At 58.7% G+C, this 14,862-nt stretch carries 9 protein-coding genes; 3 read left to right on the top strand and 6 right to left on the bottom strand.

What is annotated here, in order from left to right:
- Positions 1 to 202 precede the first annotated feature (202 nt).
- Together FOM92_RS14085 and FOM92_RS14080 are read right to left on the bottom strand one after the other, a co-directional pair.
- Positions 203 to 4,696 (bottom strand): beta strand repeat-containing protein, encoded by a 4,494-nt coding sequence (locus tag FOM92_RS14085; RefSeq protein ID WP_170226899.1) that lies wholly within the window; start codon positions 4,694 to 4,696, stop codon positions 203 to 205.
- Between the two features lie 691 nt (positions 4,697 to 5,387).
- On the bottom strand, positions 5,388 to 8,612 hold the full coding sequence (locus FOM92_RS14080; protein WP_246087309.1) for an amidohydrolase family protein: 3,225 nt from the start codon (positions 8,610 to 8,612) through the stop codon (positions 5,388 to 5,390).
- A gap of 201 nt (positions 8,613 to 8,813) precedes the next feature.
- On the opposite strand from FOM92_RS14080, the gene FOM92_RS14075 reads away from it, so the two are divergent.
- Positions 8,814 to 9,500, top strand: a complete 687-nt coding sequence (locus FOM92_RS14075; protein WP_143777450.1) for a PilZ domain-containing protein — start codon at positions 8,814 to 8,816, stop codon at positions 9,498 to 9,500.
- Positions 9,501 to 9,516: 16 nt separating this feature from the next.
- Here FOM92_RS14075 and FOM92_RS14070 read toward each other — a convergent pair whose 3' ends face one another.
- From FOM92_RS14070 to FOM92_RS14060, 3 genes are all read right to left on the bottom strand, one after another.
- Entirely contained in the window at positions 9,517 to 11,427 is a 1,911-nt protein-coding gene (locus tag FOM92_RS14070) for a porin family protein (RefSeq protein WP_170226898.1), read from the bottom strand.
- A 104-nt stretch (positions 11,428 to 11,531) separates the two neighbouring features.
- Positions 11,532 to 12,128 (bottom strand): DUF1826 domain-containing protein, encoded by a 597-nt coding sequence (locus tag FOM92_RS14065; RefSeq protein ID WP_170226897.1) that lies wholly within the window; start codon positions 12,126 to 12,128, stop codon positions 11,532 to 11,534.
- Positions 12,128 to 13,354, bottom strand: coding sequence for a GTP-binding protein (locus FOM92_RS14060; RefSeq protein ID WP_143777447.1), 1,227 nt, complete (start codon positions 13,352 to 13,354; stop codon positions 12,128 to 12,130). Before FOM92_RS14060 ends, FOM92_RS14065 begins: the two co-directional genes overlap by 1 nt.
- An 89-nt stretch (positions 13,355 to 13,443) precedes the next feature.
- Here FOM92_RS14060 and FOM92_RS14055 point away from each other — a divergent pair, with 89 nt between their 5' ends.
- A complete protein-coding gene (locus FOM92_RS14055) occupies positions 13,444 to 13,824 on the top strand; it encodes a MerC domain-containing protein (RefSeq protein ID WP_170226896.1) in 381 nt (126 codons plus the stop codon).
- Complete coding sequence (locus FOM92_RS14050) at positions 13,824 to 14,201, top strand: transcriptional repressor (RefSeq protein ID WP_143777445.1); 378 nt, start codon at positions 13,824 to 13,826, stop codon at positions 14,199 to 14,201. Before FOM92_RS14055 ends, FOM92_RS14050 begins: the two co-directional genes overlap by 1 nt.
- Positions 14,202 to 14,222: 21 nt before the next feature.
- On the opposite strand, the gene FOM92_RS14045 is transcribed toward FOM92_RS14050, so the two are convergent.
- On the bottom strand, positions 14,223 to 14,861 hold the full coding sequence (locus FOM92_RS14045) for a Pr6Pr family membrane protein (RefSeq protein ID WP_143777444.1): 639 nt from the start codon (positions 14,859 to 14,861) through the stop codon (positions 14,223 to 14,225).
- Position 14,862: the final 1 nt, after the last annotated feature.

The raw sequence follows: 14,862 nt of genomic DNA, 5'->3' as shown, positions 1-14,862 counted from the left end.
TTCTCCATATGTCATATTCAATTTGCAATGCAGGCGCGCACCGGGGTGCGGTGATTGTTGCCCATTCCAGAATCGGCCTAGTTATAAATAGTATTGCTATGTTTGTAAACATTGCATTGCTATTTATAAAATTTGTTGTTTTCAAGATACTTGAATACCGGGGCAGCGATTTAAGCTGCCCCGGCGCGTTTACGAGCTTTCCTTAGAACTCCGTCGCGACATGGGCGCGAACCACGGTGTCTTTGCCACCGGAATGGGCGAAGCCGCCACCAAATGCGACCGGAATGTCGAGGTCCAGACGGTGGTTGAACGACATGCTGAACGCACCCTCACCCCGGTAGAATGCGGTGCCGGCAACGAATGATGTGCGGCCCGGTTCCGATGGCATGGGTGCCGCGGTCATCGCCGATGCCGCCGCGATACCGCGCCGCGCTTCCTTGCGATTGAAGCTGACCAGATCGAACAACTCTTCCTGACCTTTTTGCAGATTGGAAATCTGGCCGCCCAAGTTCGACAATGTATTCCGGATCGACGGATCACGTCCGATGGTGCCGAATGCATCAACAGTCATGACATCGGTGGGACCTGATTGTGCTGCGGTGCTGGCCGCGATGTCGGCAATCGTTACCGATGTTCCGCGGAACGGTACGCCATTGGCAACACCGGCAGCGCGTCCAAGGACAAGCTGATCAGCCCGCGATGTGGTTGCGCCGATACCGATGGCCGTGCTGTTGGTATGGCCGTCCGCAACCCTAGCATTCGCACCCACAGCCATGGCGCCATCCGCCAACGCATTGGCGCGGAAGCCGACAGCAGTCGAGCGGACGCCTGTGGCGTTGGTCTGCCAGCCAAAGGCTTGCGCACCTGCTGCACTTGCCACAACTTCGCCGCCGATTGCGGTGGCGTGGAATGCCGCGCGGGATTTGTCGCCGAGCACGGTTGCGTCCTCCGCATCCGCAACCGCACCATTACCGATAGCGATAGTGGTCTGCGCCGTAGCCTTGGCACCACGGCCAATTGCGATATTGGCCGCCGCGAAGGTTTCCGGTGAGTTTTGCGTTGGGTTTTGGAGCTCTGCGATTGCACTATCACCCAATGCCAGGGCCGAAAAGCCCAGAGCCTTCGCCTTGTTACCTTGCGCAAAGGCGCTATCACCAACGGCTTGGCTCTCCGAACCCAAAGCAACAGCCGCAAGGCCAGTTGCGGTATTGGTGAAGCCCAGTGCAACCGCACCCTGTCCAGTTGCCGTGTTGGGGTCACCGATAGCGACCGCGCCGTTTCCTGATGCCGTGTTGCCAAGACCGATAGAAACGGCTGCACCGTCCTTTGCAATTGCGCCATTACCCACCGCCACCGCATTTGCAGCAAGGGCTTGCGAATTACCGCCAAGCGCCAATGAACCGGCGCCGGCCGCGTTTGCGGCGTTGGCATTTGCCGCTGAATCGATCGCTAGGAAGCCATTGCCGACACCGCCCGCAGTAAGAAGGTTTTTAACGGCGTTCAGCTGGTTAACGTTTACCGCATCAGTTCCCGCAACGCCGTCGCTAAGATTGACAAGCCTGCGCGTTTTTAGCGGATCATTGTTTACACCATTACCGATGGACACTGTATTGGCTTCGGTTGCAATGGACCCGGCACCAAGCGCGACGCTGTTATCGGCGGCCAGTTGCACGGTTGCACCCGCACCCAAGGCCGAAGAATTGGCTGCCAACGCCTTGGATCCTTCACCAATCGCCACCGCACCTGCCGAGTTGGCATTGGACGCACCGCCAAGAGCAACCGTACCGGCAACCGCTGCGTTGGCTGGAGCCGCACCCGGGACTTCCTTAACCGCCACAAAGACGCTGCCGGGAACGACTACGCCGCCGCCCGCACCGCCGCCAACACCGGCATTTGCGATCAGGGTGTTCACCTGACCCAAGGTGACGGCATCATTGGCGTCCTTTGCGTCGGCAATGTTCGTGACGCGACGTTTTTTGGACGCGTTACCGAACGACACCGTGTCTGCCTCAGTCGTTGCCGATTCCGTGCCAATGGCAATTGACCCGGTAAAACCAGCGTTAGCAGCATCTCCCAACACCAGACCGCCATTAAGTGCCCTGGCCGCCGTTCCAATAGCGATTGAACTGGAGTTAAATGCACCGGAGCCCGCACCGATTGCAATAGTGCGATCTGCGTTGGCGTTAGATTCTTGGCCCAATGCCGTTGCCCCACTACCATTGCCGACCGCATTTTCACCTATAGCTACACTGCGTTCCGCAGTGGCGCGTGCACCGCCCCCTATGGCGACACTCGTAGCTCCAGTCGCACTTGCTGCGGCACCCTGAGTATTAACGGCCACAAAGAGGCTTCCGCCAGCGGAAAGGTTTTTGGTAGCATCGGCAATCAGGGCGTTCACCTGACCCAAATTGGTGGCGTCGGTGGCGGCTGTACCCGCTTTGACATTGACGATTTTACGGGTTTGGAAGGTAGCGGCATCAGCAGCTTTACCTGACCCCACTGAAACAACATTATCCTCTTGAGCGACTGAATGCGCGCCTAGCGCAATCGAATTTGCATTTGACGCACGCGCTTCTCTTCCGATTGCAATTGATTCAGAGCCGGTCGAACGAGACGACGTTCCGAATGCAATGGATTGGAGGCCAGACGCACCAGAATCCGCGCCCACAGCTAACGTCGCAATCGCGCTAGCTTCAGAAAAAAGACCAATAGCGATACCTGAACTACCTGTTGCCTTCGCGTCGCCACCGATCGCGACAGCACTGTCACGGCCAGCCACGGGTGCGGTAAAGCCATTAATGTCGACAGCCAATCCAGCAACCCCACCAGCACCACCTGCGGTGCTTCTGATCAAATCAACAAGTGCCGTATTTGCCGAGGTCAGGCGACCATCAATGACGCCCACAAGCGTCGTATTCGAGGAATTCAACCGGCCGTCAATCACACCAGTAAGCGCAGTGTTGGACGCAACAAAGCTGCCATCCAACTGCCCCTTGTTCACCGCGTCCGTCGCCGCGGTACCCGCCGCGACATTGGTCAGGCGGCGGGTAATGGCCGTGATCCCGGCAGTCGCATCGGCAGCACGTCCGAAGGATACCACATCCGTGTCACCCGCTGCCGTAACTGACCCGCTACCAATAGCAACCGAGCGCAATCCAGCCGCGTTGGTTCCGGCACCCAAGGCCACAGCGTCGGTGCCCACAAGGCTGCTGGCGGTGAAATTGGTCGCATTTACACCGACAAATTTGTTGACGGCGGTCGCGGCATTTAATTGACCGATGTTTGCAGCGTCAGAGTCAGCAGATCCGTTCGCAACATTGACGATCTTGCGCTTCAACGTCGCGTTACCGACCGAAACGGTATCAGCAACATCAGCTACCGACCCTTCACCCAAGGCCACCGTGTTGGCCGCCGTTGCCTTCGCAGCGCCGCCAATTGCGACGCTGCCCGCAACCGAGGCGTCCGCATCCGCAGCACCAGCGTTTGGATTTACATCTACAAAGGCATTCCCCGCCCCGCCGACGCCTAAAGTCCCCACGACAGCTTCTACAGCATCGGAAAATGCGGTGTTTGTGGTGCTAAATCGGCCGTCAATCACGCCGGTAAGTGTTGCGTTTGTAGCGGTCAGTTTACTGTCGATAACGCCAAGAAGATTGGTATTCGCAGTGGTAAAGCTTTCATCCAACTGCCCCTTGTTCACCGCGTCATTTGCGGCGGTGCCGTTGGCGACGTTGACGATTTTGCGGAACTGAAATGTAGCAGCATCGGCGGCATTACCTGAACCGACAGAAACAACATTTGCATCGAGCGCAACCGATCCTCTGCCGAGAGCGACCGAGTTCGCTGCGCTTGTGCCAGTGAAACCTTCAGTCCCGATTACAACGCTATTGCTACCTATCGCATCGGTATCAAAGCCAAACGCAATTGATTTCGATCCAGACGCCGTTGAACCCGATCCAAAGGCGATTGCGTCCGAACCCAAACTCGCTGACGCAGCGTTGGGCAGGGTGGTAGTATCAATGTCGATCAGCGGATTGACTCCTGCAGAAACCGCATTCAATCCTTGTATCAACTGACCGACGTTCACCGCATCGGTAGCGGTCTGACCCGCCGCAACATTGGTCAATCGCCGCGTAACCTGAGGTATCGGATTGAGAGGATCGGTCAAATCTTCTTCGCGACCGAATGATACGGTAAGGGGGTCAATCGCGACCGAACCACTACCAATCGCTACCGCATCGTCAGCACCCGCATTTACCGTGGCCCCAGCACCTATGGCCGTCCCACCCGTTGCCTCAACAAAAGTATCAGACCCAACAGCAACCGCATTTGCTTCACCAGCAAATGAGTTAAAACCAATAGCGGTCGACAGTTCCTTTTCGGCAATCGCAAAACTTCCAACCGCAGTCGCGCCATTACCCGATGCCTGAGAGTTGACGCCACATTGAGTTGAACTCGGAATGACACCGTCCGTCGCAACCAGCAGCGGATCGCCTGTTACCGGATCAAGGATTGGGTCGCCATTGGCGTCAACTTGCGTAGCGGCCGTATTGGTACCCGTGCTTTCAATTGCCTCCGCACAATCGGCCGTTGTGTTCGGCGTGGCCTGCGCCCACGCCGATGTCGGCACAGCAAGGGCAGCCAGACTTGCACTGGTCAGTGCGGTGGCCAGAAGGGCTTTTTTCTTCATCAACATTTTCAATTCTCCATCGTGTCGCGTTCGATCTGCACGAAAGGGCGCGCACGAGGGGTGCGGTGATTGGTTGCCCATTCCAGATTCCGCCTGAGCATAAATAGTGTTACTATGTTTGTAAACATTGTTTCACTATGCGAAAATGTAGGTGCAGTGTGCTGACTTTTAATGTTGGATTTCAGGGGATTTCGGCTGGGCCGGCTGCCGGTGTTGCGGGCGGCTTTGGCCCGCAATCAGGGGATTTGTGCCTATTGGGGGCGTCGTGACATAGGGTGATTCGAGTGCGTAATCCTCACGTCCGAACCCCTCGCCAACTGCGCCTAGGCCTTCGGCCTAGGCTTCGTATCCTCTCCCAATGGGAGAGGGGGCCTGCTTTTCAAAGCCAAAGGTCACCCTGAAGCCGACCACAGCGTCACCCTGAGCTTGTTCCACCTCCGGTGACTACGTGCCAGGGCCTTATTACGGCTACGTTGAAAACTAAGACCCTGAAACAAGTTCAGGGTGACGGTACTTTATAAAGGTGACGATGCTTTTCAAAGTTGCATCGCTTCTTGCCTTTTTCTCCCCTCCCGCTTCGCGCCTTCGCGTCTTCGCGCGCACCCAATATTCCGGCGTCGCAGTCGGAATTGCGCCCGGTTGGGGACTGTCCCCGAAGGGACCGTCCCCGTTCAACTTCACTGGGTCCCCTGCCTGCTCATTCCCAATAATAGGGCAGGCGTTTGCGGGTGCCGGTGACTTCCTCGTTCAGGGTCGCAGCGTCGTAGAGTCGGCCGCCGATCATGACCTTGGCGACCTTTTCACTGTTGCGGATGTCGGCGGTGGGGTCGCCGTCAAGGATAACAAGGTCGGCAAGCTTGCCCGTCTCGAGCGATCCTACATCCCGGTCATAGCCAAGCGAACGCGCCGCCTCGATCGTGCCTGCGGCCAGTGCCTCGACCGGGGACATGCCGCCGCGCACAAACGACCAAATCTCCCAATGCGCGGCGATGCCGGCCTCCTGCCCGTGGGCGCCGATCGAAACGGGCACGCCGGCCTTGGCCAGCTTGTGCGCCTCGCGTGCATTGTTGTCGTCGACATAATCCTCTTCGGGCGCGAGTTCACGCCGTGCATTGTTGGCGGCAAGCTCTGCCGGCGGATAATGCCTGGCCATCAACGGATGGCGGAACACGTCGGTGTGCGACCGCCAATAAGGGTCACCCGCCGGACCGCCATAGGTCACGACCAGCGTCGGGGTATAACCGACCTTCGTCTTCGAATAGAATTGCACCACATCGTCGTAAAACACGTCCAGCGGTACATTATGTTCAAGCGTCGTATTGCCGTCGGCGACAAGGTTCATGTCCATTCCGAAGAGCGAGCCGCCCTCGGCCACCGAGCGCATATTTTCCTGCAACGCGGCGGCCACGACCTGCTGCCGCTGTTCACGGCGGGGCTGGTTGTAGTTTTTGACGCTATGCGCCCCTTGCGCCTTCAAGCGGCGGACATGGGCCAGCGCATCGTCGAGACTGTTGATCTCGGCATAGACATCGGCGGCCTTCGCCCCGTAGACGATTTCGCCGGTGGAGAAAGACCGCGGCCCGATGATCAGCCCCGCCCGCTGCATTTCCAGCGCGGGAAAGACGGTCGCCGCGCTGCTCGACGGGTCGTGCCGCGTCGTCACACCAAAGGCGAGGTTGAGCATGTTCACCCAATTTTGCTGCGGCGTCATTTCGTCGGTGCCATGGGGACCATGCGCGTGGGCATCGACCAGCCCGGGAATGATTGTCTTGCCCGCGACATCAACGGTTTTGGCACCGGCCGGAATGGCGATGTCGCCTGCCCTGCCGACGGCCTTGATGCGGTCATTTTCGACCAGCACGACGCCATTGTCGATGATGCCCCCGCTCTTGTCGGCCATCGTCACAATGCGTGCGCCGGTAAAGGCGACCAGACCGGTGGGGCGGTCGGCCTTGACGGGCATGGACAGCGAAATGCCGGTTTTGGGCGGTTCGAACTTTGCAGGCTTCGCATCCTTGGCAAGCGGGGCCGACGGGAAAAAGGCACTGGTCTGTGCCGCATAGACCACCGGACCCATCGCCCAGTTCAGCGTCGCGCCGCCATTGCTCCAGTGCATATAGTCCGCGCCGCCATTGCTGACCCGCGTGACGGGCAATGGCCCGCCCGAGGGGCTGGCGCCGACCTCTTGCGTGCCGGGCATCAGCGGCATGACAAAAGCCTCGTAATTCTGGCGGAAGGCGAAATTGGTGCCGTCGGGCGACACTTCATACAATGTGGTCAGCTCGCCGCTCGCATGGGTGCGCTTGGCCTCACCCTCCAGATTGACGCTGACCAGCAGGCGCTTGTTGGCGCCGGATTCGGTGTAGAAAATGCGATCGTTGCTGCTGCCATAATGCGGGGCGGTGCCGCCATCCTGCACACGCACCGCCGCACCGCCGGCGGTCGCGATGCGGTAGATGCCGCGCTGATCGGAACGGGCGGGCGAGGTCAGACCGCCGCCTTGCTGCTTTTCAAAAACAATGGTCTTGCCATCGGGGGAGAAACGCGGGCGGGCATAATGGCCCTGTTGCGCCGTGACTTTGCGCGACGCACCGCCCGATGCGGCGATGGTGCGGATTTCACCCAGCCCCTTGTCGGTCCAGGCGACATAGGCGATGCTTTTGCCGTCGCGCGACCAGCTGGGATAACTTTCCATTTCATCGGTAGCGGTCGTCAGGCGCTTGGGCGCGCCGCCCGCTGCGGGCTTTACCCAAAGCTTGCCCATGGTTTCGAACATAATGGTGCGGCCATCGGGCGACGTCATGACACCACGCGGCATGCTGGTGTTGAAACTTGCCGGGGCGACCTCGATCGGCGGGCGCGGCGGATCAATGACATCGCGGGTGTCGGCAATGCGGAAGGGTATTTCACTCGCTGTGCCACTCGGCCAATCCACCTTGCGGATCTTGCCACCGGCCCAGAAATAGATGCTCTTGCTGTCGGGGGACCAGTCCATATTGGGATAGACGCCGGTCACGGCCCAGGTTTCTTGCACATCCTGATCGAGCGCATCGTAAATCTTGCGCTCTTCCCCCGTTGTGAAATCCTTCACATAGAGTTTCGATTTGGTGCGTTCGCGGCGGACAAAGGCGATTTTCGTGCCATCGGGCGACGGCGTCGGACGCACCGATCCGCCCAGCCCCTCGACCGCGGTTTCGGTCTTGCCGGTTTCCAGCTCATATCGTTCAATATCGAAAATCCGTCCGTTCGAATCCTGCGCATATTGGAAAATCGGCCCCGGCGTGATGTTGCGGGTGAAATAGATGCTCTTGCCATCGGGCGCATAGATGGGCTCGCCCAGTTCCTTCTGGTGCTGCTCATTGGGTTTTTTGACCAACTGCACCCCGGCACCGCCCGACACATGGTAAAGCCAGACCTCGCCCGTGCCGAGCGAGCGGCCGGTGGTAAAATGCTTTTTGGCGACGATGAAGCGGCCGTCCGGGCTCCAGCTTGGCTGGTTGAGCAGGCGGAAATCTTCCTTGGTCAATTGGCGCTTGTCGCTGCCGTCTGTGTTCATGATCCAGATATTGTCGCCGCCGCCCCGGTCCGAGGTAAAGGCGATACGGCGGCCATCGGGCGAAAAACGGGGCTGGGTTTCAAAAGGCAGGCCCTCGGCAATGCGGGTGGGCGTACCACCGCTGACCGGCAGGGTGTAGATATCGCCGAGCAGATCGAAGGCGAGCGTCTTGCCGTCCGGGCTGACGTCGAGGTTCATCCAGGACCCTTCATTGGTGTCAATCTGCACCTGTCGCACCGTCAGGCCGGGAGGGGCGGCGACATCCCATTTCACGGGCTTTTCCTCGGCAGGCGGAGTCTGCGCAAAAGCGAGGCCTGAAACAGAGGCGGCGCCCAGCAGCAAGGCCGTTTTCAACATATGGTTCATGATTGGATCCCCTGACACTATTTTCCCTATGCTGTCATGCCTAGCGCCCGTCGGCAAGGCTGCATTGCCGCTTCGATAATCGGGATGCGGGCTTCGGCGAACGACGTTGGGCAACATGATTAAAGAAAACAGGGACCGTGCCGTTAACCATAGATGCCGCTGCCCCATTTGGGGGTGAGCGCACGATGATGGAGCCAATATATGCTAGACGCCGAAGCAGCCGAACCCGACATCCAGGTCGTGGAACGCCGCGCGAGTGCACGGCATATCGCCGTCATGCTGATCGCCAAACTATCCTGCGCCGATACCCAGACGATTTGCCGGATCCGCAATATTTCGACCATGGGGGCCCGGGTTGAAACGAACATGGACCTCAAACAGGGGGCGCCATTGGCGCTGGAGCTGCGGTCCGATCTGAAAATGACCGGACGGGTGATGTGGGCCAAGGACGGCAATGCCGGTATCCAGTTCGATGCCGCGATCGACGTTGCGCGCTTTCTGATGCGTTCGGAAAGCCGGATCGACCGTCGCAAGCCCCGACCGCCGCGTTACCAATGTGCAGCCAATGTTGTGCTGGTGACCGATGGCGGCTGCTTTTCCTGCTCGATGTTCGATATCGGCCTGTCGGGCGCGGGGCTTTGCGACCTGCCGCCCCGCACCAAATTGCGCAGCGGCCATGTGGTCAAGCTGATCGCCGACGGCATATCCTCCCACCACGCGACCGTCGCCTGGGCAGACGGCAACCGCGCCGGCATCAAATTCCGCCACCCGCTCAAATATACCGAATTGCAGGAATGGCTGCTCGATTATGCCCTTCCGGCCGAATTCGAAACGCCCGAACCCGCCCGCATCGCGCCGCTATCGGGGGTACATTACCCGGCGCATTGAGCGGGGGTCCAGGTGGTCAGAAATCCACCGCCAGCCTCACGCCAACCCGCCTGCCGTCAATCAGGTCATAGGCACCTGCGCCCTGCAGGTCGAAACCATAGCTGTTGAGCACGTTGCTCGCCGACACCCGCAGGCTGGCCAGTGCGTCACCGATTTTGAACGCATAGCGGCCGCCAAGGTCGATCAATGTCCGCGACGGGATAGAGACAAGATTGTCACGGGTCGCGATGATCCGGCCCGAATGGCTGACATTCACATCGACCGACAGACCGTCAAACAGGGGCGGCCGCCAATCAAGGTTGAGATCGACGCGCCGCGCGGTTTGTCCGACAGGCAATTTGCCCAGCCGGCCCAGCGCCACGCCTTCACCCGTCACGCGGGGCCGGGAAAGGACCGCGCCGGCCACGATGTCCAGCTTTGGGGTGAGCGCACCCGACAGCGACATTTCAATGCCCTGGTTCTTGGTATCACCCAGCAGGTCGAACCGGTTGGCGGCATCCAGATTGAAATAGGGTTTGCGCACATCGAACAGTCCCGCGATCAGCTTGACCTTCGGTGATAGGGACCAGCGCAGACCGATATCGCGCTGACTGGTTATAATTGCCGGCAAGGCGTCGTTGCGATTGCTGGCATTCGGTGGTGCCACGCCACTTTCTTCCAACCCGCGCGTGTACCCGCCATAGATTGCCAGGCTGTCTGTTACATAGGCGGCAGCGGCAATGTTGAATAGCCAGGGGTTGTCACGTGCTACCGCAGGGGTCAGCCCGGGTTGGTCGGTGCGTTTGCGATAGCGCGTCTTCTGGATACCAATGCTGAGCTCGCCCACATTTTTCCAGCGCCCCTCATACGCAATCCCCAACGTCTGCTGCCTGACCGTATCGCGGGTCTGGGGACCGAAATTGCGGATAGGTTCAGGGGCATTTACGATCATATTGATCCGGGTTGGCCCAAGATCGATCACATCGGTGCCATCATATCGGCTTTCGCGGTCCCGCGCGCGAAGCGAAAGATGGATTTGATGAAAACGCGCGCCTTCGGAAAATTTTCGGGACAAGCGCAATTCGCCGCTGGTCGATGCCAAACGGTTTGGCGGGTCTGCGAAGACCAGATAATTACCCTGCCCGTCAGGGGTCAGATCGGTGATGAAGGCGAAATGATCGGTGCGATTGGAGAAATAGGACTGGAAGACCCCGCCCCGCAGCTGCCAGTCCGGCGACAGATCAAACCGGCCAATTCCGCCATAAGTGCTCGCTACACCTTCATATTCCGCCCATTGCGGCCCCAGATATTGGCGGCGCTTGACCCGAGGTGGCAGATAGGATCCCGCCGGCACGAGGACCGGGCCGATTTCGTCGTCGTAAATATCGGACCGCGACCAGAATGGTATGATTTCGATATCCGGATTGGGCGTCCAGCGTAACGACACACCTTCGACATGCTGGAGACTGTTTGTGCCATTGAAAAATTCGTTCTTGTAAAGACCGATACCGGCGCCAAGGCTCAGCTTGTCGGTTTGAAGCGGCACAACCGCATCGGCTTCCAGGGTTATCGCACCATAACTGTCGCCGCCGGCAACAACCGAAAGACCATATTCGTTGCCCGGCTTGCGCAAGGCATAATCGACCACCCCGGTCGGCGCAGGGAAGGGGAAGCCCTGTGCGGAAATGCCGATCCGGATGGTGGTCGACCGGCGCAGACGGGAGGTAAGCGCCCACACCTGATCATAATAAAGCCCTTCGATGCGGATGTTCCCCGCACGTGTCGGTGAAAATCCGCGCACGTCGAAGCTGTTGTAAATGCCGACATCTTCATTGCCGATGCTCGTCCCAAAAGCGTCCTCGGCCTGCGTGACCGCATTTTCATCAGCGCGCTGGGCAAAGACCGGAGACGCCAGCAGCAGCAGCGGTAGAAAAGTCACTTTGTTCATGCTGTTGCCTCCCGACCATATTCCCATAAGCGTTCGAAAAACGGGTCTCATACCGATATTCGAACCTTGCGATCCCGTTGAAGGGCCCACCCTTCCTCCGCACCCTAGCGCGGCATTGGGGGGTTGATGACGAGGACGAGCCGTTCCAGCCCAAGGGCTTCAATGGGAGGCGAACGGTGGATGGCAGGGTGGTTTTCCGACCAGATCCGCCCCTTGAACATGGCCACATCACCGGGGCGCATCTGCTGGATATCATGCGGCTCGCCGCAACCGCACTCTTCGGCATCGGGGCCATCCAGCCATTGTGTGCCGGGGCCGATATAGGTGCAGATCAATCGCGCCGTGACATAGTCGCCATGGAATTTCTTGCAGGCATCGGTGGTGACATGTTCCAGCCGGATCTCGATTTCATCCAGATGCATCACCCTGCCAAACCGGCGGGCCAGCGCCACAATATCGGTGGCCAGAAGGTCATGGCAGGCCCCCGCATGATATCCGGCGGAGGCAAGTTCGCGATCCAGTTGTCCGGCAAGACTGGCGATCGAAGCGGTGAAACGAAGGTTGCGCAGTCCATCAAGCGCCATATCATTTACCGGGGAATCACGGTTCCAGACGGCGATGGAAACCGACTCGTCGCATAGGGCATGGAGCACATCTGCATTGCCGGCGACGACGGCGCGTGTCTGGATGGCAACGGTCATTATGCGGCCTCCAGGGCGTGGGTGTTGGGTCCCCAATTCGGAAACGGATCGGGGAGTTTGCTCCATCTTTCGGGGGCAAAACGGTCTTCGGTTACAAGACAGGCATCAAGTCGCGCGCGAATTTTTGCCTCGTCCATTCCGATGCCGATAAACACCAGCGACTGGCGCCGGTCGCCCCAGACGGTATCCCAGTTCGGCGCGACATGTTCTTCAAAACTGCCGTCGTGCGGCCATTGGTTCTTGGGCACCGCAGCCCACCATCGCCCCAGCCGTGCCGTGACCGTCTGGCTGCCTGCAACCGCCAGATCGCCAACCCACCAGGGTCGGGTTGCAAGCCAGAAAAGCCCTTTGGCCCGGACCACATTGTCAAGACCGTCGGTCGTCAGAAATTCGTGAAACTTCGCAGGATCGAAGGGCTTTCGTGCCCGGTAGACAAAGCTTTCGATACCATATTCCTGGGTTTCAGGAACATGGTCGGCAAAGCCATACAGCTCCTTGTACCACAAAGGATGCTCCTGTGCCTTTTCCTCGTCGAACAGGCCGGTGTCGAGAATATGCTTCAGGTCGACGTCGCCATAATCGGCCGTCACGATTTTCGCGCCGGCATTGAGGGAGGCCACCAGTTGCTTCACCGTTTTCAACTGGTCGGGGGTGACCGCGCTGGCCTTGTTGATGATGATAACATCGGCGAACTCAATCTGTTCAACCAACAGATTTACAAGGCTGCGATTGTCGTCCTCGCCTAACGACTCTCCTCGGTCGGCGAGAAAATCCTGGCTCGAATAGTCGTTCAGCAAATTGATAGCATCGACAACGGTCACCATCGTATCCAGCCTTGCAACATCGCCAAGGCACGCGCCTTCTTCGTCACGGAAGGAAAAGGTCGACGCGACGGGAAGGGGTTCGGAAATTCCGGTGCTTTCGATGACCAGATAATCAAACCGGCCTTCGCTCGCGAGGCCACGCACTTCTTTCAGCAGATCGTCCCGCAATGTGCAGCAGATGCAGCCATTGGTCATTTCGACCAGGGTTTCCTCGGACCGGGACAAGGCCGCTTCCCCTCCGCGCACCAGTTCGGCATCGATATTTACTTCGGACATGTCGTTGACGATCACCGCCACCTTGCGCCCCTCGCGATTGGCCAGAATCCGGTTCAGCAAAGTGGTTTTGCCCGCACCCAGAAATCCGGAAAGGACGGTGACAGGAAGTTTTTCGACGGTTTGCATAGAACAGCCCTTGCGAATCATGTTATGATGTATCATCTCACGTAAGGGCACTAGCCTTGTGCCCGTCGTTCAATCAAGGGGTAAAATGCGTGTCGGGTTTCGGCCGGATATTGGATCGTGCCGCGATCGGCCTGTCGTCACTGTGCCTTGTGCACTGCCTTGCGACGCCCATGTTGCTGCTGCTGTTGCCCGCCGCAAGTCTGGGCCTTGTTTTGCCCGAGGCCTTCCATATCTGGATGCTTTCGGCTGCAATTCCCATAAGCATCCTCGCGTTACGATCCGGGCATAAGCATCACCGACGGCGACTGCCCATGCTTGGGGCCGCCACAGGTTTGGGCCTGCTTGGCTTTGGTGCCCTGTTCATTGCGAATAGCCGCATTGAACTCGTCATTACCGTAGCGGGAGCGATCTGCCTTGCAGGCGCACATGTCTGGAACGCCCGCCTCGCAGCGCGAAAGGTTCCAAACTGATGCCGTTGCGGGATGTCGTGATACGGATTTTGGCGACGAGCGACACGCCCTTGGGCGCCTATGACATCGCGCGGCAAGTGTCCCGGATGCAGGGCCGGAAGTGCCATGCAAACAGTATTTACCGGGTGCTGGAACCGATGATCAGGCGCGGCGAGATCCAGTCCATCGTGACCGAACGAAGCTATGCCTTCATCGCCCGGACACCCTGTTCATTGCTGTGGTGTACCTGCCGAAACTGCAAGGCAATGCAGCCTGTTGAAGCCGATGCTATCCATCAGTACCTGGACAAAAAGGCACGGGCATTCCGGTTCCACCCTGCGCAGAGATATGTCGAACTTGTGGGGCTATGCCAAAATTGCGCAGGGCATGATGGGTGAACGACAACATCGCGATGCGCCTCACATCCGCTTTGCGAGCCACCTGTCCACCGCCACTGCCAACATGCCAAACAGGATAAAGCCGATGGCGATGCCTGCCATATTGGCAAGTGCCATGGGCCAGCCAAGCAGGTCGGCGTCCATGAAGAAATAGGGATAGCGGCTATATATGCCTGTACCCTGCGGCATGAACTGGGCGCGGATGACGGTATAGGCGCTGTAAGCGAGGGGATAGAGCGCCCATATAAAGGGTGCTGACCATGTGAGTGCACCATGGCGGGAGAAAAGAAGCCACCATAAGGGCACCGCCAAAGGGGCGGCCACATGATGGATATTGTCGCCAATTGCATACCAGATGCTTTGGTGTGGCAGATTGCCAAGCAATAGATTGAACACCACACCAACCAGAACAATGGCGAGCATGGTGCCGCCGATGACAATCGGCGACACGCTGTGCGTGCCGCGCAAGGCGATCCGGGCGAACACCACACCGACCAGCAAATTGGTGGTAATGGTGAACATGCGCAGCAGGCTCCAGATAGCGAACGGAAGGCTTGCGCCCCTTTCCAAAGCGCCGCCGAGCGGGGGCCAAAGTGCCCATAATACCGCAAAAGCGATGATTGCCGCGCTTATCCGTCCCCATAATTCCCTGGCTGCCATT

Source organism: Sphingorhabdus contaminans (assembly GCF_007280415.1).
Classification (GTDB): Bacteria; Pseudomonadota; Alphaproteobacteria; order Sphingomonadales; family Sphingomonadaceae; genus Sphingorhabdus_B; species Sphingorhabdus_B contaminans.
This window is presented reverse-complemented; position numbering and strand designations above follow the sequence as displayed.